Source organism: Drancourtella massiliensis (genome assembly GCF_016900655.1).
GTDB lineage: Bacteria > Bacillota > Clostridia > Lachnospirales > Lachnospiraceae > Sellimonas > Sellimonas catena.
Genome location: NZ_JACJKH010000003.1, coordinates 99,906 through 122,644, shown reverse-complemented (window position 1 = coordinate 122,644; position 22,739 = coordinate 99,906). Strand labels below are relative to the sequence as shown.

The window sequence follows — 22,739 nt, the reverse complement described above, 5'->3', positions numbered from 1 at the left end:
AACAACAGGCTATGCCTTTTTGTGTTTTTTTATCCGGCTTCGGCTATGACAGCGCCTGTATTTTACCGGCATTTGAAGCTTTTACATTTTTACAAATAATATGATGAATAAAGGAGAACTGATTTATGAATTCTATATTACCCCAGCTTTTGCTGCAGGTCATTCTTATCTTTTTAAATGCATTTTTTGCGGCGGCGGAGATCGCAGTGATCTCACTGAATGCCTCCAAACTTCGGAAATCGGCGGAGGACGGCGATAAAACCTGTGCCCGTCTTCTGAAACTGGTGGAAGAGCCTTCCGGATTTCTCTCAACCATCCAGATCGGAATTACATTGGCAGGATTCCTCGGCAGTGCGTTTGCCGCGGACAACTTTTCCGGCTATCTGGTAGACTGGGTATACAAAGACCTGGGATTTCATTCTCTCCCGGTCTCAGTACTGGATACACTCTCCGTTATCGTGATCACCATTATTCTTTCCTATTTCACACTGATTTTCGGTGAACTGGTTCCAAAACGGATTGCCATGCAGAAATCCTTTGCTGTAGCAAAATTTGTCTATCGTGTAGTTTCTTTTGTTGCTCTGATTATGAAGCCGGCAGTTGCCTTTCTTTCTCTTTCTACCAATCTTGTACTGAAGATGTTTGGTATGAAGACGGAAGCGGAAGAAGAGACCGTAACGGAGGATGAGATTCGTCTCATGGTAGAGCTCGGAGAAGAGAACGGATCAATTGACAGCGATGAGAAAGAATGGATCCAGAATGTGCTGGAATTTAATGACACCATTGTCCGGAACTGTATGACACATGAATCTGAGATCATCGCCATCTCAGCGGATGCTACCGATGAAGAAATCACGCAGCTTATTACGGAATCCGGTACTTCCCGTTACCCTGTATACCAGAATGATCTCCACGACATTATCGGTGTACTTAATGCGCGTACATTCCTGCTTTCCCGCGCCAACGGTGAGAAAACGAACATCCGTAAACTTCTGCGTCCGGCATACTTTATCCCGGAAACGGTTCATGCATCCACGCTCTTCCGTGATATGCAGAAGCAGAAACTGCACATTGCAATCGTGGTTGACGAGTACGGCGATACTTCCGGTATTGTAACGCTGGAAGACCTGGTGGAAGAAATCTTTGGAAATATCTACGATGAATTTGATGAAAACGAACCGGCGGAGATCGAACAGCTCAAAGAAAATCTCTGGAGAGTCACCGGAACCGCAGATGTCGATGACATCGCAAAAGAACTGGACATCGATCTCCCGGAATCTTCCGACTATACCACACTTGGCGGAATGGTGTTCAGCAACCTGAAGACGATCCCGAAAGATGGTACAACTGTCGATCTGGATGTCGGGGATATTCACATCCACGTAGATGCGATCTCCAGAAGAAGAATCCAGTCCGCACTTGTATCAAAGGTCGAAAAAGAACCGGAAGAAGAATAAAGAGTCACAGACAGAAAGGACATGGAGCCGGAAAATGCTCCATGTCCTTTCCTTATCTGTTTTTTCTATTCACTCTCATCGCTGCTTTTTCATTTCTTTTCCCGGAACACCACATAGTTTTTCCGGTAATTTCCCCACCAGGTGCTTGCCGGATTAGTAAAGTAAAAGGTGGAAAAGAGCATCTCGGTCTCATTCAGCTTCGCAAGCAGCCTCAGAAGCCGTTCCTCCAGCGGAAAAATGATGCCGTCTTCCTCCGCTTCCAGCTCTTTTAGGTACCTGTTTTCCTCTTCCGTCAGGCTTTCCCTGATCTTTTCCTTCGCCTCATCGGGAAGAGTGAAGTAATAAAAGTCCGCCCAGGCATTCTCTTTTCCACATGCCTCCCATTCTGCGGACAGTTTATCCACAGCTTCCCCGGCATCCAGTGTGAATTCTACCCAGTCGCACTGATCAAATCCTTCCTGGATCTGTTCCAGATAAATGGCTCCCGCCTGTTTCAACGTCTCAATCTGCATCTTCGTCCCCCCCTGTTATCTCCGGACTCTTGGGTGCGTATCGCGGATCACGCTCATAATAAAGCGGAATGCAATATCTGCCATCTCTTCCGGCGTTTCCGATTCCTCCGGATCTTTCTGGAGCCAGTAGCGGATGAGCCCGACACAGCCTGACAGACAAAACCGGTAGGAATATTTCAATACATTCATCTCATTCGGGAACTGGCGCTTCAGTCCGGTCAGGCACTTCTCTCCGACAAGATCCTCTACCTCCTGAACAAAGGCCGGATCCCCGTTTTCTCCCATAAGAGATCGATACAGTTTGCGGTTTCTCCCGAGAGAAAAGAAGATGTCCTTCATAAACAGAACGCTCTGCTCGGAAAATGGTTCCGGCGGATAAGTTTCCATCACTTCGGCAATCTCCTCTATCAGCTCCTGCTTCACATTTTCAAGCATGTTGGAAATATCAGAGTAGTGCAGATAAAAAGTAGAACGGTTGATGTGGACATGGGCCACAAGCTCTTTTACCGTAATCTCCTGAATACTTTTTTCCGTCATCAGATCTGCCAGACCTTCTTTTAATCTTGTCTTGGTTCTCGCAACTCTTTTATCCACTTTCTGTCCTGTCATGCCAGCATCCTCCTCTTTTTCTTCTTTCACTATAATATAAAAAGACTTGAAATGCAACACTGTGTCTATTATTTTTTAGAGTCTACGTTTAAATTCGTCGTATCCAAAGCTTCGGATGATCTGATAGTCTCCCTGATCTTCCAATACGATATCCGGAAGTTTCATCCCGTTAAAGGTATTGTTTTTTACCATCGTATAGATTGCCATATCCTGAAATTCCAGCCATTCCCCTGGTGCGATCGGATGGTCAAAAGAATAATCACCGATCACATCTCCCGCAAGACAGGTCGGGCCGGCAAGACGGAATGTGTAAGGCTTCTCATCCGGAAGGCCTGCATCTTTCAGCGGCGGACGGTACGGCATTTCCAGTACATCCGGCATATGGCATGCTGCGGAAGTGTCCAGAATGGCGATCCGGATGCCGTTTTCCATTGTCTCCAGCACCTCCGTCAGAAGCGTCCCCGCATTCAGCGCGACGGCCTCCCCCGGTTCCAGATAGACTTCCAGTCCGTATGTTTCCTGCATATGGCAGATGCACCGCTTTAACCGTTTAATGTCATAATCGCTTCTTGTAATATGGTGGCCGCCGCCAAAATTGATCCACTTCATCTTTGGAAGCCACGCCCCGAACTGCTCCTCCACCGCCCGCAGCGTCACTTCCAGATCATCGGAATTCTGCTCGCAGAGCGTATGGAAATGGATGCCTTCAATACCGTCCATCAGTTCTTCCGTCAACTGTTCCTTCACTGTTCCAAGGCGTGATCCCGGTGCACATGGATCGTAAATGGCATGTCCCTCCTGGGTGGAGCACTGCGGATTTACCCGGATTCCCGGGCTTTTCCCTGCTCTTCTCACCCGCTCCTTATATTTTCGGATCTGGGCCGGGGAATTCAGAACAATATGTCCGCAGAGGGAAAGAATCTCGTCAAACTCTTCCTCCCGGTAAGCAGGGGAGAAGATGTGGTTTTCCTTCCCCATCTCCTCCGCCCCCAGTCTGGCCTCATAAAGCCCGCTGGCCGTTGTCCCGTCCAGGTATTCCCCGATGAGCGGGTACAGTGAATACATGGAAAATGCCTTCTGGGCCAGCAGGATCCGGCACCCGGTCTCCTCGCGAAGCTGCTTTAATACCCGCAGATTCGCTTCCAGCTTTTCTTTCTGTACAATATAGCACGGCGTGCGAAGTTCTTCTTTTCTCATGGCCGCGCCCTAATCTACCAGTTCCGGGTTCTCACAGATCTTCCACGGCAGTCCCCATTTGTTCAGTGCATCCATGAACGGATCCGGATCAAACTCTTCCATATTGAAGACGCCCGGTTTCTGCCAGGTACCGTTCATCACAAGCATCGCACCGATCATGGCCGGAACACCTGTAGTGTAGGCAACCGCCTGGGAACCTACTTCCTTGTAGCATTCCTGATGATCGCACGTATTGTAAATGTAGAGTTTCTTCTCTTTTCCGTCTTTCTTTCCGATAAAGATACATCCGATATTGGTCTTTCCTTTTGTTCTCGGTCCCAGAGTGGATGGGTCCGGAAGGACAGCCTTTAAGAACTGAAGCGGTACGATCTCTTTTCCTTCGTACATGATCGGCTCAATGGATGTCATTCCTACATTTTCCAGACATTTCAGGTGAGTCAGGTAGCTCTGTCCGAATGTCATGAAGAAACGGATTCTCTTGATGCCCGGGATGTTGAGTGCCAGAGACTCGATCTCCTCATGGTGCAGAAGGTACATATCCTTCTTTCCTACTTCCGGGAAATCATACTCTCTTTTGATTTCCATCGGCTCGGTTTCTACCCAGTGTCCGTCCTCCCAGTAGGAGCCTTTTGCGGACACTTCCCGGATATTGATCTCCGGGTTGAAGTTTGTTGCGAACGGGTATCCATGATCTCCGCCGTTGCAGTCCAGAATATCGATGTAGTTGATTTCGTCAAAATAGTGTTTCAGCGCATAAGCGGAAAATACACTTGTCACGCCCGGATCGAATCCACTTCCAAGAAGGGCCGTGATTCCTGCTTTTTCATATTTTTCGCGGTACGCCCACTGCCATTTATATTCAAACTTTGCCGTATCTTCCGGCTCATAGTTTGCTGTGTCCACATAGTGTACGCCGGTTTCCAGGCAGGCATCCATGATTGTCAGATCCTGATACGGAAGCGCCAGGTTCAGCACGACGTCCGGCTGTACCTTCTTGATCAGCTCCACAAGTTCCGGCACGTTGTCCGCGTCCACCTGCGCGGTTGTGATTTTTGCTTTTGTCTTTCCTTCCAGTTTTTCTTTCAGCGCGTCACACTTGGATACTGTACGGCTTGCGATGCAGATCTCGTCAAACACCGCGTCATTCTGCGCACATTTCTGAATTGCTACTCCTGCGACACCGCCGCATCCGATTACAAGTACTTTTCCCATGATAAGTTCCTCCTTCTACTTTTACCTGCCGATTGCCAGCAGCATTTCTCTGATAATTTTACATGCCACGGCTGTGGACACCCCGCTTGCATCATACGGCGGGCACAGCTCGTTGACGTCACACCCTACAAGATTCACATTGCTGCAGACAGCGGTCACTGCCCGCTGCAGCGTCATATAATCGACTCCGCCCGGTTCAGGCGTTCCTGTTCCCGGAAATACCGACGGGTCCAGGACATCCAGGTCCACCGTAAAATAAACCGGCTTTCCTTTCAGGTTTTCGATCGTTTCTTCCAGTCCTTCCAGATCAAAGGGATGCAGGTTTGTATGTCCCTCTGCCGCCCAGGAAAACTCTTCCTTTTCCCCGGAGCGGATTCCGAACTGATGGATCCTGCCGTCTCCCAGAAGTTCCCAGCAGCGCCGGATGACGCAGGCGTGGGAAAGTTTCACACCCAGATAGTCCTCTCTAAGATCCGTGTGGGCATCCAGATGGATGATATGAAGATCCGGGTACTGCCCTGCCACGGCCCGGATGCTTCCAAGGGTCACAAGATGCTCTCCTCCGATCAGAAACGGAAGTTTTCCGTCCTTTAAAATTTCACCGGCTCGTTCCTCAATGGCAGCAAGCACCTTTTCGGAATCTCCGATGGCAAGTTCCAGATCACCGCTGTCAAAGACATGGCAGTCCCGAAGATCTTTGTCCTGATACGGGCTGTATGTTTCAAGTCCGTATGACTCATTCCGGATGGCCTGTCCGGCAAATCTTGTTCCCGGACGGTAAGATGTGGTGGAGTCAAACGGCGCGCCGTAAAGGACGACCTTTGCCTCCTCGTACTCTGCATCACATCCGATAAAATTAATTACGTTTTTCTTCAACATCTTTTAACAGTTCCTCCACATACACCGGAAGGGCAAACACACCCGCGTGAAGCCTCGGTGCATAATATCTCGTACTGATTCCCCGAAGTTTCCATGCTACGCCGTTTAAGTCATCCAGCGGATGATACCGTTTTGACGCAAATCCGAAAAGCCAGTGTCCGGACGGGTAGGATGGAATGTGTGCCTGGTACACCCGGCAGATCGGAAAGGTTTCCACAATCCGCTTGTGCATCCGCTGGCACTGGTACGCTTCTTCTGCATAGAACGGACTCTCGTTCTGATTGATCATGATTCCGTCTTCATGAAGGGCATTATAACAGTTTCCGTAAAATTCCTTTGTAAACAATCCTTCGCCCGGTCCGAACGGATTCGGGGAATCGATGATAATCAGATCGTATTCATCGGTTCGGGAGCGGATAAACCGCAGACCGTCCTCATGGTAGATTGCCACCCTCGGGTCCGTCAGGCTGCAGGCGATCTCCGGGATATATTTCCGGCAGACCTCTACAAGAAGCGGATCAATCTCCACCACATCGATGGTCTCGATCGTCTCGTATTTAATCAGCTCCCGGACAACGCCTCCGTCACCTCCGCCGATAACGAGCACCTTTTTCACATCCGGGTGGACTGCCATCGGTACATGGGTAATCATCTCATGATAGATGAATTCGTCCTTTTCCGTCAGCATCAGATCTCCGTCCACCACAAGAACCTTGCCGAATTCCGTCGATTCCAGCACATCGATCCGCTGGAATTCGCTCTCGGCGCTGAACAGCTGCCGTTCCACACGAAGGGACAGTCTGGCATGGTCCGTATGTTCATCTGAAAACCACATTTCCATTTTTTATTCCTCCTTCAGTACGTTGAGCCGCTCGATCTTCTCATCCTCCGGCCCGGTCATGGAACATCCTTTTTCCTTGGCATAGACAATATAGTCAATAATCTCATCGGTGATCTCCTCGCCCGGTGCGAGAATCGGGATTCCCGGAGGGTAGCACATCACAAACTCGCTGCAGATCCGTCCTCTCGTCTCTTCCAGAGGGAGGGATTCTTTCTCTGCATAGAAGGATTCCTGCGGAGTCATCACAACTTTCGGCGGAATATATTCCTGGGAAAGCATTCCTGTCTTGTCTTTCTGATACCGTCTCTTAATGTCCGCAAGGGCACTGACAAGCCGCTCCACTTCCTGCTTCCTGTCTCCGATGGAAAGGTATGCCAGAATATTTCCAAGATCCCCGAATTCAATCTGAATATCGTATTCATCCCGCAGAATATCGTACACCTCAATCCCCGCAAGGCCGATGTCCAGCGTATGTACCGAAAGTTTCGTCGTATCGAAATCAAACACGCTGCTTCCGTTTTTCATCTCTCCTGCAAACGCATAGTATCCTCCGACCTGGTTGATCTCTTTTCTCGCATACTCGGCAAGCTCCGCCACCTTTGCGAATGCTTCTTTTCCCCGGAGCGCCAGATTCCTCCTGGAAATATCGAGGCTTGAAAGAAGCAGATAGGACGCACTTGTCGTCTGGGTCAGATTGATGATCTGGCGCACATATCCTGCATTGACATTCGGTCCTGTCAAAAGGAAGGAACTCTGCGTCAGGCTTCCGCCGGATTTATGCATACTGACCGACGCCATATCCGCTCCCGCTTCCATGGCAGAAACCGGAAGTCCGTCTCCAAAATAAAAATGGGTTCCATGTGCCTCGTCGGCAAGTACGAGCATATTGTATTCATGGGCAAGCTTTACGATCGTGCGCAGATCCGAACAGATACCGTAGTAGGTCGGATTATTCACAAACACTGCCACCGCGTCCGGATTCTCCCGGATAACCTTTTCCACCTGGGATACCTTCATTCCAAGAGAAATCCCCAGATGATGATCCACATCCGGATTCACATATACCGGCTTTGCTCCGCAGAGCACAAGCGCATTGATGACGCTGCGGTGGACATTCCTCGGCAGAATAATCTTGTCGCCCTTTTTACAGCAGGACAGCACCATGCTCTGCACTGCCGATGTCGTCCCGCCAACCATCAGAAAGGCATGCGCCGCTCCAAATGCATCCGCTGCCAGCTCTTCCGCCTCCTTGATGACAGAAACCGGGTGGCAGAGATTGTCAAGCGGCTTCATCGAATTGACGTCAATACCGACACACTTGCTTCCCAAAAGCTCCACCAGTTCCGGGTTCCCACGTCCGTGTTTGTGGCCCGGAACATCAAACGGCACAATTCTCATTTTCCGGAACCGTTCCAGCGCCTCGTAGATCGGCGCTCTCTTCTGTGATAACATCTCCATTTCCACTTACTCCCTTACGTATTGATATGCCTGCCCTGATCCAGGCCGGAACTCCTTCTGAGAGAAAGTTTTCCGCAAAACAAAAAGACACAGGCAGACGGCATACATACCATTTACTTGTGTCTTCTCTATCTTCTTTCCACACAGTCAAAGAAACTGTGCGGATACATATACAGTTTTATCGCATATTCAGACAGATATTGGCGTAGAGTCTATATAGCAAATATTTTTACTTTTACTACTCTTATTGACCGTTTCACAAGTTGTGTATGCTGTTGCACACCGGTTATAAAGTAACCAACTTATAAAATTTGAGCTTCTAACTCAATCAATAATGCAGCCTCCGGCCGCTAAGAAAATATTTGCATGGAGAACTTTACGAATATCTGCTTTCCATACGCGTTTATTCTAACACGCTAAATCTGAATATACAATAGTTATTTTTATAAATTTTCACTGTTCTGTCTCATGTTTTTGTATTCGGCCACGGAGCGGTCAAATCCCTTGATATGGCGGAACAGCCAGTCTGTCACGGTCTCATTGAGCGCTTTGACAAACGCATCTGTCGGGCCTTCCTCTTCTTCCAGCATTTCATGCAGATCTTCTACCGCATGCTTGAATTCTTCGTGTTTTGCCTTGTGCTCTTCCAGCCCCGGATAAGCGATCTCTTCCTGAAGCTTTTCTTCCGCTGCAAAGTGGAAATCTGTGTAGTCAGCAAGGTAATTAAGAAGCTTCACTGCTGTCGCCTTGTCTCTGTGTGTCTCGCAGGCTTCTTCCAGGTCTGCGATCTTTCCGATCAGCTCCTTGTGCTGAGCGTCAATCATCTCATTTCCGGTTACAAGAGTTTCATCAAATACTGCATACATCTTTTTTTCCTCCTTTTTGATTAATCCAGTTTGGACTCTCTTCTTTCTACATCCATGATCATATCGACTCTTCTCTGGTGGCGGCCTCCTTCGAATTCAGCGCTAAGAAATTCGTCGATAATCATCTTAGCAAGTTCAATTCCAATTACACGGGAACCAAACGCAAGAATATTTGCATTGTTATGCTGTCTTGACAGTCTGGCGGTGTACGGTTCGCTGCAGACGGCAGCCCGGATTCCGTGGACCTTGTTTGCCGCAAGGGAAATTCCAAGTCCGGTACCGCAGATCGCGATTCCAAAATCCACTTCCCCGGATGCCACCGCATGTCCGATTTTCTCACCATAGACCGGATAATCACAGCTCTCAGTGGAGTCCGTGCCATAATTTACTACATCATATCCTTTTTCTTTTAAATATGCCACAACCTGCTGTTTCATCTCTACAGATGCGTGGTCATTTGCAATTCCTATTTTCATACTCGTTCCTTTCTGTTCTGGTGATTTTCCTCACTCTGGTTTTATTATACTTGTTTTGTATTTTTTTGACAACTGTACCGTCCTATCTTTTCTTCCTAAAACTCGAAATTTCATAACTCTCCCGAAACCCGACAAGAGCCGCACGTATCTTTTCCGTGCAGCTCTTGTCTTCATGAAGCTTTATTGTGCCAGTCTGTAGATTGCCTCCAGATAGATTTTCATCCACAGATCCAGTTTGTCCAGTTCCAGATATTCATTTTTCTGATGCATCAGATCCGGCTGTCCAGGAAGAATAGCCCCAAACGCTACACAGTTTTCCAGTGCTCTCGCATAGGAGCACGCTCCGTCCACCTGTGGTTCTGCGTCATAATCCTGTGTTATCTCCCGGTAAACATCCATCAGTGTGGTTACAAGGAAGCTGTCTTTTGGCACATAGATTGCTTCTGTAATCTGAGGATTTTCAAACCGGAACCGGCTTTCTTCCAGATTCTTTTCCAGCAGATCCTGCACTTCTTTACATTTGTATGTAACCGGAACCCGGTTATCAATGGACAGGATCAGTTTTCCATCAATGACTTCCACTTTCCCCACATTAAAGCTTAGAGCCCCTGAGATCTCGTCGGAAAGATCGATTCCAAGACCTTTTCCCTGAAGGTCAAATCCAATATTTTTCATATACCACCGGGCAATCTCTGAAAGTTCCCCTTCCAGTCCCAGATCGGCAATCATGTACATCATCCCGCTGACCGCATTGATCCCTTTAGCCGGGCTGGCCGCATGGGCCGCAAATCCCCGGACAGACAGCCTCACACCCTGCTTTTCTGTCTCACAGCTGATTTTACAGCTGGTTGCTTCTTCCCACTTTGGCATCCGCTCCCGCACCGTTTCTTCCAAACCTGCCGGAAGGAGAGCCGATGCTGATTCCGCTACCGAGTTGTATGCATTGCCTCCGGAAAGTTCGATCTTTTCCTTCAGGTCTGTCACAAGCTGGTACTGGAACACCCCTTTTTCCGCATGATTCAAAGGGAACTCCGCATCCGGCGTGAATGAAATCTGCGGAGGAGTCATTTTCTTTACTCCAAAATAATAATCCATGCATTTCCAGTCTGTCTCTTCGTTCGCTCCTACAATCAGACGGATCTTTTTGCTCAAAGGAATCCCCATTTCCTTTAGAATTTTTACTGCATGGAGACATACCACCATTGGTCCTTTATTATCCAGCACACCTCTTCCATATAGTTTTCCATCTATAATCCGAGGCCGGAAGGGATCACAGATCCATCCTTCCCCGCACGGGACAACATCCACATGTCCCAGAATTCCGACTGTTTCTTCCCCGTTTCCATAGTCCGCATGTCCTGCATAATTATCAAAATTTTCTGTCTGAAGACCTGCTTCCTCCGCCAGGCCGAGATAACATTGAAGTGCCTTTGCAGGACCTTCTCCAAACGGCATTCCCTCCGCCGGTTTACTTTCCACACTGTCTATGGAAACAAGCTTCATAATATCCCGGTTCAGACTTTCTCTGTCATCTTTGATCTTTTTCTCAAAATCCATCTTGTCCTCCCTATTCCATCAGGGGACACTCTTGCTGTCCCCTGACTTGGTCATCCGCTACAGGAACAGCTGAATTACAAGCATTACCGCACTGAATCCTGCCATGATTCCCATCAGCGGCATAATAAATTTCAGCCATTTATCGTATGTTACATCTACCATGGCAAGAGAAGCCAGAATCAGTCCGGCCGGCGTAATAAAGGAAATCAGTCCGAGCCCGTATGCATAAGCAGAAACAATCGCCGCTCTGGATACACCCACCGTGTCCGCAAGCGGTGCCATAATCGGCACAGAAAGCACTGCCAGTCCCGATGAAGAGGAAATGAAAAATCCAAGCACGATAAATACAAGCATCATCAGGATGATAAACAGAACCGGATTCATTCCGCTGATTGCTCCGGAGAAAAATGCCAGAATTGTATCCGACACCATCCCATTTTCCAGAATGATATTAATTCCGCGGGCAACACCGACAACGAGTGCAACGCTCATCAGGTCGGCTGCTCCGCCGATGAACTGATCCATGAAGTTCTTTTCTCCGATTCCGGAGGTGAAGGCAAGAATGATCGCGCACGCCAGAAAGAGTGCGGTCATGCTGTCAAACCACCACTGCTTTGCAACCAGTCCCCATACAAGCACCCCAAAAGTAATTCCAAACACGGCCAGAGAAAGTTTCATGCGTCCTGTAAATTCCGGAACCTCCCCCTGATGCCCGAACTTTTTCATATGATATTCGTACTGATCATAGCAGATTGATTTTGTCGGATCCGCTTTTACCTTTTTCGCATAGCGCAGAATATAAACCAGTGTAATAATCACACCGATGATCAATGCCGCGAAACGGAATCCCATTCCGTCCGCCAGGCTGATTCCCGCCGCATTGGATGCGTTTCCTACTGAAAACGGATTAATCGTCGGGAACATGGTTCCGATCGATGATCCCATATAGATCGCTGCGATACACACGATGACATCATACCCCGCCGCCAAAAAGACGGGAACCAGAATCGGATACAGAGCGATCGTCTCCTCCGCAAGTCCGAACGTTGTTCCTCCTGCCGCAATAATAATCGTAATCAGGACAATCAGAATGTATTCCTTTCCCTTTGTAATCTTTGACAGAACCGCTATCGCCGAATTGAATGCTCCCATATAATTCAGGACACCGATGCATCCACCAAGAACAAAGATAAAAAGAATGATATCAATCGAATCATATACCCCGCTGATTGGTGCCAGAAGAATTTCAAAAACTCCCTGCGGGTTTTGTTCTACTGTTTCATAAGTTCCCGGAATCGCAACCGGTTTGCTGATGGTTCCATCCATAAATTTGTCCAGATTTCCGGTAACTCCCAGTTCATCCAGCGTCTCCTGGGTAGGATCCATTTCCGTGATTTCGCCCTCCGGGTTTGTAACTTCAAACATTTCCGTCTGTGCGTTATAAGCCAGCTTGGAATACAGACCCGCAGGCACAACCGCTGTCAGGATCGCCGCAAAAATCAAAACAATAAACAACACGGTCAATGCTGACGGGAACGACAGCTTTTTCTTTTTCTTTTCCATATCCTGTTTTCCTCTACTTTTCTGCAAATATTTTTACAAGTTCTACAATAATCTGTACCGCTTTTTCCATTCCTTCTACCGATACATGCTCCAGCGGTCCATGATATCCATGTCCTCCTGTTCCAAGATTCGGACAAGGAAGGCCTTTAAAAGAAAGCTTGCATCCATCCGTACCTCCCCTGATCGGGCAGATGACAGGCACGGCTCCTGCCAGCTCACATGCTTTTTTTGCATTTTCGATCAGATAAAAATGATCTTTTACAATACATTCCATGTTTTTATATTCATCTTTCAGTTCAAGGGAAACAGTTCCTTCACCCCAGATTTCATTCATGGATTTTTCAATATGCCGGAGTGTTTCCTTTCTTGCACGGAAACTTGTCTCATCATGGTCACGTACAATATACTCCATTACCGCATGGCTTTCATCTCCGTGAATGGTCAGAAGATGATAAAAGCCTTCATATCCTTCTGTATATCTCGGCGTTTCATATTTCGGGAGCATCTGATTGATTTCTGCTGCCAGAAGTACCGCATTGATCATCACGTTCTTGGCTGATCCCGGATGGACGCTTTTCCCTTCTACTGAAAATCTTGCTTCACAGGCATTGAAATTCTGGTACTGAATTTCTCCCTCGCCATCTCCATCCAGAGTATAGGCCACATCCGCATCAAAAGCGTCCAGATCAAAGTATGCGGCCCCCAAACCACATTCTTCATCCGGCGTAAACGCAACACTGATCTGTCCATGCGGAATTTTCTCCTCAATAACGATCCGGAGCATCTCCATAATTTCTGCAATTCCGGCCTTATCATCCACTCCAAGAATGGTACGCCCGTCTGAAGTGATCAGGGTTCTTCCTTTCCACTCTTTCAGGTGAGGGAAATCCTCCGTACTGATTACCCTGCCGCATTCTTTCAGCTTTATGTCTTCCCCGTTGTAATTCTCCAAGCGAACCGGAGTGATTTCTCCTTCACAGAATTCGGATACAGTATCCATATGGGCTATAAATCCGATTTTTTTCCGGTTCTCGTATCCTTCCGTCGCTTTTAAGGTCCCATATACAAAACAATGGGCATCCAGTCTTGCGTCCTCTATTCCAAGCTCTTTCAGTTCCCGGACCAGAATTTCCGCAAGGTCAAACTGACATTTTGTTGTCGGTACACATTCCACATTCTCATCACACGGCGTCTTTACGGTAATGTACCTCATAAGCCTCTCTTCTACCTGCATCTTTTTTCTCCTTCCGTTTTTATCTGGAACTATTTTATAAGCTGAACGTATTTCCCGCAAATCTTCTTCGTTTTCTTGACACGAAAATTTTTCTCATGATATTATAGGCTCAGTCGAAAAAGCACAAAGATTCCTGCTTAATTTTTTCGGCGCCAAGCTCTTTGTGCATTTTTCATAAAATAATCGATTATTATGAAAGGTTTTTGATATGGGTGTCAATAAAATCATCGGACAAAATATAAAAAAATATCGTACCGCCTATAATATGACTTTAAAAGAGATGTCCGATAAACTCCATAAAAGCATCTCAACGATTTCCAAATATGAAAAAGGCGAGATTTCCCTGGATATGACAACGTTTCTTGAAACGGCAAAAATTCTCCGTATTTCACCGTCTGCCCTTCTTTCCGGCACCTCGGTTCCTTCTAATGAGCATTCTGAGACTGATCATAATGCCGAGGTTATATATATGTATACATACAGCGGTTCTGAAAAGGATATTGTCCGCAGCCTTATTGAACAGTATCCTCCGGTTTCTCCTGATGATCCTTACCGCGTTCATCTTTATAATGATGTCCGCGATTTTAAAAATCCCGGAAGCTGCAGCGGCTTTTATACCGGAGACTACTCTGAAAACGGATTCCTCGGAACCTATATCCTTCACAACCAGATTTCTTCTACTGAGCATGTTATGATTTCCTGCGTAAAAAATCTGGTCAACTCGAACCAGCAGCTTGGACTTGTCTCCGGGCTTTCAAACTATACTATGCTCCCTGTTGTTTTTAAAACGGTTCTGTCCCGGAGCGAACTTACGGACAGAAAACATTTAATGGACCTTTTAACATTTTCCAGAGAAGACTTCCGGGAACTGAAGCAGTCACACTGTCTTGTGGTCCGTAATGTCAGATAAGGAGGAATTTGTCATGATACGATTAATCGCCAGCGACCTTGACGGTACGCTTTTGAAAAACGGAGCGCAGGCTCTATCTCCGGAAGTTTTTGAACTGCTTCCTGCCCTCAGGAAAAAAGGCATTCATTTTGTCGCTGCAAGCGGCCGCCAGTACGCCAATATCCGCCGTCTCTTTGCGCCGCTTCAGGATGAAATTTCCTATGTTGCGGAAAACGGTTCTCTTTGTATGCATGAGGGAAAAATGGTTGCTTCCGGCCAGATTGACCGGGATCTTGCCAACGAAATTATTCTGGAAGCACGCCGTCAGCCGGACTGCTCGCTTCTTTATTCCAGCCCGGAAAAGTGCTACGTTGAAAAAGGAAATGACCGTCTTTACGACCATATTAAAAATTATGTCCACTATGATGTGGAGCTTGCAGATGATCTGACACAGCTGGATGCTCTGTGCCTGAAAGTTGCAATCTGTAACTTTGACGGTGCAGACCGTTCGTTCGGATATTTCCGCGAAAAGTATCAGGATCGTATTAAAATTGTCACCTCCGGAAATATCTGGTTTGATTTTATTGCACCGAATGCAGATAAGGGAACCGGACTTGCGGCTATCGCCTCTGCTCTTGAAATCCGTCCGGAGGAATGTATGACGTTCGGCGATCAGTATAATGATATTGAGATGCTTGCATTCACTCCAAACAGCTATGCGATGGATACCTGTGCAAAAGGGGCGGAGCGCTACGCCGCACATCAGACTTCTTCGGTAGAAGAGGTCATCCGAACCCTTTTATAAACCTGTCTGCACAGTTACCGGAATTTGCAAAAAAAGAGAGGAATATATTATGACGACTGTACCGCATCCATCCTCCGGGATGGATTTGAAGCTCATGTATCAGGACTGCACGCTCTGTCCCCGAATGTGCCATGCCGACCGGACCAGCAAGACCGGTTTCTGCAGATGTACCGATGAAATCACGGCGGCCAGAGCCGCCCTTCATTTCTGGGAAGAGCCATGTATCAGCGGATCCGGAGGAAGCGGAACTGTATTTTTCAGCGGCTGCACATTAAAATGCTGCTTTTGCCAGAATTATCAGATCAGTCAGGAGGGATTTGGGAAAAAGATTTCCACGGAAGAACTTGCCCGGATTTTTCTGGATCTTCAGGAACAGGGGGCTGAAAATATCAGTCTGGTCACTGCAGACCAGTACCTGCCGTCTGTCGTTTCTGCATTAGACCTGGTTAAAGACCGGATCCGGGTTCCTGTTGTCTATAACTGCAGCGGCTATGAACGGTTGGAAAGCCTTCAGCTTCTCTCCGGTTATATTGATATTTTTCTTCCGGATCTGAAATACTATGATACAGGCATTGCGCAGAAATATTCCCGTGCAGGAGATTATTTTTTCTATGCATCCAGGGCCATTCCGGAAATGATCCGCCAGACCGGCATTCCCCGGTTTAACCAGCAGGGAGTTCTGGAGAAAGGCGTCATTGTGCGGCATATGGTTCTTCCGGGACAAAAAGCTGATTCGATCCGTCTTCTGCACTGGATGGCGGACCATCTGGAAAAGGGCAGCTTCCTTTTAAGCCTGATGAGCCAGTATACACCTTTTTACCACGCATCCGATTTTCCGGAAATTAATCGACGTATCACTACCTACGAATATGAAAAGGTTCTGGATGAGGCAGTACGCCTCGGAATGACTGATGGATATATGCAGGAAAAATCCAGCGCAAAGGAGGAGTACACTCCTGCTTTTAATCTGGAAGGAATAGAAAGGAGAATCTAAATGAAATATAAACATTCCGGAGACGAGTATACGCTCCATTTCAGCCACAACATACTGGCGTTTCTCTATGTTGTACTTGGAATTGTACTTTTGATCAAGCCTACCGAACTGACCCGTCTGTTCTGCATCTTTCTCGGCATTGCAGCTCTGCTTTACGGCGGAATCAGACTGTTCTCCTATCTGCGCAGAAAAGAATATGAATCCGCCTTTCAGATGGATCTGATTCTTGGCGTGATTCTGATTGTCGTCGGAGTCGTCTGCCTGGTACAGCCGCGGATTATTCTTTCCATTCTGCCATTTGTCCTTGGAATCATTATTCTGCTGGATGCCATCGGAATCCTTCAGCGGTCACTTCGACTGCGGAGACTTGACTATGACGGATGGTGGATTTCCATGATTCTGGCACTGGTGCTGGCACTTTTCGGACTTATTCTGATTGCCAATCCGTTTGAGACGACGATTCTCTTTGTCCGTTTTCTCGGATTTACACTGCTGGCAGACGGATGCTTCGATCTGTGGGGAATTTATCTGTATCGAAAATATCTCTAATTTGAAATATTCTGAAAGTTTAGAACGATTTGAAATTCGGGACAGTTTCTCATCACAATAGAAAAACAGAGGTGCGGACTTCTTCGTACGGGTATTACGTACAGAAAAGCTCCGGCACCTCTGTTTTCTATTTTTGATTTGCTGAGTTTATTGTTCTATTTTGCGGTTTATCCTACTGTGATCGTGTAGGATTTCTCAAAGATCCCGCCCGGTTCCAGCATATTTCCCCATTCTCTTTCTTCCAGCTTCTTACTGAAGTCCGCCCGGTCGCATCTTCCGTACCACGGTTCTATACAGACAAACGGAGCCTTGCCGCCTTTCGGGGCCCAGATTCCAAAGAGCGGTGCGTCAAACTCAACTGTCACATAGGCATTTCCTTCCGGATCTACAAGAGCTACGTTGTGTGCCTGGTCGTTTTCAATAACCAGCGCGTCTCTTGAAAACAGGTCTTCTGCGATCTGCATTTCTCCATTTTCCAGCTGATATTCGGCCTTTTCCTCTGTCAGAAGGCCGCCCTCTCCGATGAGGCTGGAGACCACCGGACCTTCCGCGTCAAAACGCAGCCGGTAATCTGTCTGTTTTCCCTTCCCGGAAATCGGACAGACAAACGCCGGGTGACCGCCGATGGAAAAATACATTGTCTTCTCATTTGTATTTTCCACTTTCCACATCACTTTCACGCTTCTGCCTTCCAGTCTGTAGCCAATGGACAGGCAGAAATCAAACGGATACTTTTCCTTTGTTTCCGGCGTTTCATGCAGCTCAAACCAGATTTCATTTTCCGCTTCTTCCGTCACAGTAAAATCCATATCCCTGGCAAAGCCATGCTGCGACATCGAATACGTCTTTCCCTCATAGATACTCTCCTTATCCCGGTAGTTTCCAACCAGAGGGAAAAGCACCGGGGACGTCCGTTTCCAGAAAGCCGGATCCGCATCCCACAGATACTCCTGTCCGGTCTGATTGTCCTTTAAAGACCTCATCTCCGCTCCATGAGAAGCGATTTCCAGTGTCAGTTCTTCATTTTTCAAACAAAACATAGACTGTTCCTCCTTTTACCGGTCACGACAGACCTGAAAAATATAAAACTTCAAATAATACGATTCATCCGCCGCCCACAGGATCGGATGATCCGGAGACTGCGTCCTGAATTCCACCTGACGGAGCCTTACATGCACATTTTTCGCAGCCTGAGCGATTGTCTTCGTAAACAGCTCATAGTCCATGAAATGAGAACAGGAACAGGTTGCAAGAAAACCACCGTCTTTTACCAGCTTCATGCCACGCAGGTTGATTTCCCGGTAGCCTTTCACCGCATTTTTAATCGAACTTCTGGACTTCGTAAACGCCGGCGGATCCAGAATCACAACATCATACTTTTCTCCCTGCTTCTCCAGCTCCGGAAGCAGTTCAAACACGTCCCGGCTGATAAATTTCACCCGGTCGGAAAGCCCGTTCAGATCCGCATTCTCCCTGGCCTGATTTACCGCCAGATCCGACGCATCCACACCAAGCACACTCTCCGCGCCCGCAATTCCCGCATTCAGTGCAAACGATCCGGTATGTGTAAAACAATCCAGCACCTTTGCATTCTTGCAGAGCTTCTGAATCGCCAGACGATTATACTTCTGATCCAGGAAAAATCCGGTCTTCTGACCATCCTTCACATCCACAATATAACGGACACCATTCTCCACGATCTCAACATTCGTATCAAATTCCTCTCCGAGGAATCCTTTCACCTTTTTCAGTCCTTCCTTCTCTCTCTCCTTCGCGTCACTGCGCTCATACACACCGCGGATCCTGATACCATCCTCCAAAAGAATCTCCCGGAGCAGCTCAATCAACAGTTCCTTATATCGGTCAATTCCCAGAGCAAGCGCCTGAAACACCAGCACATCCGAGAACTTATCAATCACCATGCCCGGAAGAAAATCCGCCTCGCCAAACACAATCCGGCAGCTCGATGTATCCACCGTTTTTTTCCGGTACTCCCATGCATCTTTCAGGCGCATACGGAAAAACTCCTCATCAATCTCCTGATCAATATTCCTCGTCAGCATCCGCACACGAATCTTTGAATGCCGGTTAATAAATCCCCTGCCCATCGGATACCCGTCAAAATCATGGACAAGCACGATATCCCCATCATCAAACTCACCCAATACACTATCGATCTCATTATCAAAAATCCAGGCACCACCGGACTTCAACATCCGGCCCTCCCCCTTTTTCAACGTCACAACAGCAAAACTCATATCTCAATCTCCCATCTTTCACTTTCAATTCTCCCTTATCATATCACATCCCCCTGATCCCGTCTCCCATTTCCATATATTCCGAATCTTCTGAAAATTCACCATCGGGGACAGGTCAAAATCCATTAAAAACCACCCCAATCCCAGAAAACACAACACTTTCAAAAACATTCTACAATTTCGCCAACGGGGACGTGTTCCGATGCATCGGAACACGTCCCCGTTAATGAAAAATTATATAATTTCTACTACTTCGTAGCCTGCTTTTTTGACGGCGTTCCGGATGTCGTCGTCTGAGATCTGGCGGTCGTAGGATACGATGGCCTGTGATTTTTTGAAGCTTACTTTGGCGGCTGCGCCGTCGATTCTGTTGATGGATCTGGTCACGTTTTCTGCGCAGTGTTCGCAGTGCATGCCGGAGATTTTTACTGTTTTTTCTCCGATTTTTGGATGCTGCAGTTTCTTTTCTTCGGTTTTGATCAGTCCTTTGCTTCCTCCTCCGCAGCAGGCTCCTTCGCCTTTGAAGTGTTTAATGGTTCCTTTGACTGCGAAGATGATGATAACTAATACGATGAGTAAGATAATGATGTCTACCATATTTTTACTCCTTTATTTCTTCTTTTACATTTTGGGAAAAAATCTCTGTAATAACTTTAAATATCCGTACTGAATATCTGTAATCTGCTGTCTGTCCTATCGGTTTTTCCGTTTTTTTCTGATCCAGAGAACCAGCTGGTAAATTCCCATCGCAATGAGATAGATGAGAATGAATGCGCCGATGGCATAGAGCATGGAGTTTGTATCGCCCATTTTTCTACCTTCTTTCCTGAACAATCGGGCTGTTTTCATTCGGCTGTTTATTTCTTTTTCTGATAGAGGGAAGCGCTGCAGCCCGCGCATGAACCGGAGCAGCCGCTGCATCCTGCGCAGCCTCCTTTCCCGCTCTTTTTATCCTGATGTTTTCTGTAAATAATATATCCGCAATATCCAAGTACCAGTGCAAGGATAATGATATCGGCAATACCTGCTATCATGGTTTTGTTCCCTCCTTCTATTCATATGTGTTTGTATGTTCTTTCTGAATTGTTTAATAATAATTTCTTGAAATGTTCATGAAAGCCGGCCATGGTAAATCATAGCCAGCTTTCTTTATTATACCTCTTATCTTGCTGCCTGAACAGAAGTTTTGGTATAGACTTTCTGGTTTTTGTACGGATCCGGTCTGAACAGTAAAACCAGGAAAATGATTGCTACGATAAATCCGGCTGCTGTTCCGATTCCGAATGCTCCACCCATTACAAAGCTTCCGATCTGGTATACGCTTAAGCATACAAGGTATGCGAATATATTCTGGAATGCGATTGCAAACCAGAACCATTTTCTGGACTGCATCTGCTGCGCCATTGTGGCAATCGCTGCAAGGCACGGAGAGTCAAGCAGGTTGAACAGCAGGAAAGAGAATGCCGCGATGGTTGTCGGGAACCATGCTGCCACGCCCTGTGCAACGTTAACTGCATCTTCGGTATCCCCTGCTACGTTCGCAAGAACACCCATCGTGGATACGATCGCTTCTTTTGCTGTGAATCCGGACAGGGATGCTGCCACCGGCTGCCATTCCCCAAAGCCGAGTGGTGCAAAAAGCGGAGCGATCACGCCGCCGATTACCGCAAGGAGACTGTTGTTGCTGTCCTCTACCATTCCGAATCCTCCGTCTGCAAATCCGAATCCTCCGAGGAACCACATCACTACACATGCGAGGAAGAGAATCGTTCCGGCTTTAATAATGAAGCCTTTCAGTCTTTCCCATACATGCATCAGTACTGTCTTTGCAGACGGAATGTGGTACTGTGGAAGCTCCATTACGAACGGAGCCGGCTTTCCGGAAAATGGTTTTGTCTTCTTTAAAATGATTGCGGATACAAGTACCGCCAGAATTCCGATGAAGTACATCAGCGGAGCAACAAATCCGCCTGCCACATAGCTTCCTGTCGCATAGCTTGCCATAACGCCTCCCATAAGGGCAATAACCGGAAGTTTTGCTCCGCATGGGATGAAGGTTGCTGTCATAATAGTAAGTCGTCTGTCATTATCCTGCTCGATGGTCTTGGAGGCCATGATTCCCGGGATACCGCATCCTGAAGAGATCAGAAGAGGAATAAAGCTCTTTCCCGAAAGTCCGAAGTGACGGAAAATACGGTCCATAACGAATGCGATACGAACCATGTATCCGCAGTCCTCAAGGAGAGACAGGAACAGGAAGAGAATTGCCATCTGCGGTACAAATCCGAGTACCGCGCCGACACCGCCGATAATGCCGTCTACAACAAGCCCTGTCACAAGATCCCCTGCGCCGATCGCGCCAAGCCCGGATGAAACCGCATCCTGAATTGCCACTACAAAAACGTCATTCGTCCAGTCTGTTACAATCGTACCGATTGTCGTAACGGAAATGTAGTACACAACCGCCATAACTATAAGGAAAATCGGAATACCGAGAATACGGTTTGTCACAATCCGGTCGATCTTGTCAGAAACAGTAAGCTGTCCTTTTGCCTTTTTCACAGTAGATGCTACAAGCTTCTGTATGTAATTATAGCGTCCATCGGTAATGATACTTTCCATATCATCATCGTGTACTTTTTCCAGTTCTTTTGCCTCTGTCTCTGCCTGATTTAATACTGCATGTGGAAACTTCTTGTTTTCTTTGACTTTGCTGTCGCGCTCCAGAAGTTTCACCGCATACCATCTTTTCTTGTTTTCACTGATAGAATCCGGCAGCATTCCCTGCACGTCAGAAACCGCTTTTTCAATATCTTCTTCAAAGATTTCTCCCGGAAGCTTGTGTTCGGACTTTTTCGCAACTTTCACGGCTTCGTCAATCACTTCATTCAATCCTGTGCCTTTTAAAGCGGATGTTTCAATAATCGGGCAGCCAATCAGCATGCTCAGTCTTTTTACGTCGATTTTAATATTGTTCTTTGCCAGAAGATCGCTCATGTTTAACGCGATTACAACCGGAATTCCTGTCTCGATGAGCTGTGTTGTCAGATACAGGTTTCTCTCAATGTTTGTCGCGTCTACCAGATCAATAATGACATCCGGATCTTCATTCAGAAGATAATCACGGCTGACAACTTCCTCCAGTGTATATGGTGAAAGAGAATAGATTCCAGGAAGGTCTGTTACGATCACTTCCTCCTTCCCTTTTCTGCTTTTCACCTTTCCTTCTTTTTTCTCAACGGTAACGCCAGGCCAGTTCCCAACGTATTGATTCGCTCCCGTCAAGGCATTGAACATCGTCGTCTTACCACAGTTCGGGTTTCCGGCGAGCGCAATTTTTACTGCCATAAATCCTACCTCCTCAAGTTAGTTTATGTTAACTC

22 protein-coding genes are annotated in these 22,739 nt (G+C 47.2%); 5 read left to right on the top strand and 17 right to left on the bottom strand.

The window, feature by feature from the left end:
- Window positions 1–125: 125 nt before the first annotated feature.
- On the top strand, window positions 126–1,457 hold the full coding sequence (locus H6A32_RS02580; protein WP_087166828.1) for a hemolysin family protein: 1,332 nt from the start codon (window positions 126–128) through the stop codon (window positions 1,455–1,457).
- Between the two features lie 89 nt (window positions 1,458–1,546).
- Here the strand turns inward: H6A32_RS02580 and H6A32_RS02575 are convergent, their stop codons facing one another.
- The 12 genes from H6A32_RS02575 to pepT all read right to left on the bottom strand — a co-directional run bounded on the left by H6A32_RS02575 (window position 1,547) and on the right by pepT (window position 13,861).
- Complete coding sequence (locus tag H6A32_RS02575; RefSeq protein WP_118636757.1) at window positions 1,547–1,969, bottom strand: hypothetical protein; 423 nt, start codon at window positions 1,967–1,969, stop codon at window positions 1,547–1,549.
- Window positions 1,970–1,984: 15 nt separating this feature from the next.
- On the bottom strand, window positions 1,985–2,578 hold the full coding sequence (locus H6A32_RS02570) for a TetR/AcrR family transcriptional regulator (protein ID WP_087166827.1): 594 nt from the start codon (window positions 2,576–2,578) through the stop codon (window positions 1,985–1,987).
- Between the two features lie 75 nt (window positions 2,579–2,653).
- A complete protein-coding gene (nspC, locus tag H6A32_RS02565) occupies window positions 2,654–3,775 on the bottom strand; it encodes a carboxynorspermidine decarboxylase (RefSeq protein ID WP_118636758.1) in 1,122 nt (373 codons plus the stop codon).
- Window positions 3,776–3,784: 9 nt separating this feature from the next.
- The gene (locus tag H6A32_RS02560) at window positions 3,785–4,987 is read right to left on the bottom strand and encodes a saccharopine dehydrogenase family protein (protein WP_087166825.1); all 1,203 of its coding nucleotides are present in this window, start codon (window positions 4,985–4,987) and stop codon (window positions 3,785–3,787) included.
- Between the two features lie 21 nt (window positions 4,988–5,008).
- The gene (speB, locus tag H6A32_RS02555; RefSeq protein ID WP_204863678.1) at window positions 5,009–5,866 is read right to left on the bottom strand and encodes an agmatinase; all 858 of its coding nucleotides are present in this window, start codon (window positions 5,864–5,866) and stop codon (window positions 5,009–5,011) included.
- Window positions 5,844–6,707 (bottom strand): polyamine aminopropyltransferase, encoded by an 864-nt coding sequence (gene speE, locus H6A32_RS02550; RefSeq protein WP_087166935.1) that lies wholly within the window; start codon window positions 6,705–6,707, stop codon window positions 5,844–5,846. The genes speB and speE overlap by 23 nt, the downstream gene beginning before the upstream one ends.
- Window positions 6,708–6,710: 3 nt before the next feature.
- Complete coding sequence (locus tag H6A32_RS02545) at window positions 6,711–8,165, bottom strand: aminotransferase class I/II-fold pyridoxal phosphate-dependent enzyme (protein WP_204863677.1); 1,455 nt, start codon at window positions 8,163–8,165, stop codon at window positions 6,711–6,713.
- Between the two features lie 443 nt (window positions 8,166–8,608).
- Window positions 8,609–9,031, bottom strand: coding sequence for a bacteriohemerythrin (locus H6A32_RS02540; protein WP_087166822.1), 423 nt, complete (start codon window positions 9,029–9,031; stop codon window positions 8,609–8,611).
- A 20-nt stretch (window positions 9,032–9,051) separates the two neighbouring features.
- Window positions 9,052–9,507: a ribose 5-phosphate isomerase B gene (gene rpiB / locus H6A32_RS02535; RefSeq protein ID WP_204863676.1), complete on the bottom strand. Its 456-nt coding sequence runs from the start codon at window positions 9,505–9,507 to the stop codon at window positions 9,052–9,054.
- A gap of 180 nt (window positions 9,508–9,687) precedes the next feature.
- Window positions 9,688–11,064, bottom strand: coding sequence for a dipeptidase PepV (pepV, locus tag H6A32_RS02530; RefSeq protein WP_204863675.1), 1,377 nt, complete (start codon window positions 11,062–11,064; stop codon window positions 9,688–9,690).
- A 57-nt stretch (window positions 11,065–11,121) separates the two neighbouring features.
- The gene (locus H6A32_RS02525; RefSeq protein WP_204863674.1) at window positions 11,122–12,627 is read right to left on the bottom strand and encodes a YfcC family protein; all 1,506 of its coding nucleotides are present in this window, start codon (window positions 12,625–12,627) and stop codon (window positions 11,122–11,124) included.
- Window positions 12,628–12,640: 13 nt separating this feature from the next.
- Window positions 12,641–13,861, bottom strand: coding sequence for a peptidase T (pepT, locus tag H6A32_RS02520; protein WP_204863673.1), 1,221 nt, complete (start codon window positions 13,859–13,861; stop codon window positions 12,641–12,643).
- 208 nt (window positions 13,862–14,069) lie between these two features.
- Here pepT and H6A32_RS02515 point away from each other — a divergent pair, with 208 nt between their 5' ends.
- The 4 genes from H6A32_RS02515 to H6A32_RS02500 are packed head-to-tail and all read left to right on the top strand — an operon-like array spanning window position 14,070 to window position 17,098.
- Window positions 14,070–14,771, top strand: a complete 702-nt coding sequence (locus H6A32_RS02515; RefSeq protein ID WP_204863672.1) for a helix-turn-helix domain-containing protein — start codon at window positions 14,070–14,072, stop codon at window positions 14,769–14,771.
- 13 nt (window positions 14,772–14,784) lie between these two features.
- Window positions 14,785–15,555, top strand: a complete 771-nt coding sequence (locus tag H6A32_RS02510) for an HAD family hydrolase (protein WP_204863671.1) — start codon at window positions 14,785–14,787, stop codon at window positions 15,553–15,555.
- A 49-nt stretch (window positions 15,556–15,604) separates the two neighbouring features.
- Complete coding sequence (locus tag H6A32_RS02505; protein ID WP_243128498.1) at window positions 15,605–16,549, top strand: radical SAM protein; 945 nt, start codon at window positions 15,605–15,607, stop codon at window positions 16,547–16,549.
- Complete coding sequence (locus tag H6A32_RS02500; protein WP_204863670.1) at window positions 16,550–17,098, top strand: HdeD family acid-resistance protein; 549 nt, start codon at window positions 16,550–16,552, stop codon at window positions 17,096–17,098.
- Between the two features lie 167 nt (window positions 17,099–17,265).
- Here H6A32_RS02500 and H6A32_RS02495 read toward each other — a convergent pair whose 3' ends face one another.
- The 5 genes from H6A32_RS02495 to feoB form a co-directional block, all read right to left on the bottom strand.
- The gene (locus H6A32_RS02495) at window positions 17,266–18,138 is read right to left on the bottom strand and encodes an aldose 1-epimerase family protein (RefSeq protein WP_191435069.1); all 873 of its coding nucleotides are present in this window, start codon (window positions 18,136–18,138) and stop codon (window positions 17,266–17,268) included.
- 15 nt (window positions 18,139–18,153) lie between these two features.
- Window positions 18,154–19,356 carry a class I SAM-dependent rRNA methyltransferase gene (locus H6A32_RS02490; RefSeq protein WP_118636766.1) on the bottom strand — a complete coding sequence of 401 codons (1,203 nt, stop codon included), beginning with the start codon at window positions 19,354–19,356 and terminating at the stop codon, window positions 18,154–18,156.
- A 234-nt stretch (window positions 19,357–19,590) separates the two neighbouring features.
- The gene (locus H6A32_RS02485; protein WP_087166805.1) at window positions 19,591–19,953 is read right to left on the bottom strand and encodes a heavy-metal-associated domain-containing protein; all 363 of its coding nucleotides are present in this window, start codon (window positions 19,951–19,953) and stop codon (window positions 19,591–19,593) included.
- 260 nt (window positions 19,954–20,213) lie between these two features.
- Window positions 20,214–20,390, bottom strand: a complete 177-nt coding sequence (locus H6A32_RS02480) for a FeoB-associated Cys-rich membrane protein (protein ID WP_087166804.1) — start codon at window positions 20,388–20,390, stop codon at window positions 20,214–20,216.
- 127 nt (window positions 20,391–20,517) lie between these two features.
- A complete protein-coding gene (gene feoB / locus H6A32_RS02475; RefSeq protein ID WP_138373015.1) occupies window positions 20,518–22,704 on the bottom strand; it encodes a ferrous iron transport protein B in 2,187 nt (728 codons plus the stop codon).
- Window positions 22,705–22,739: the final 35 nt, after the last annotated feature.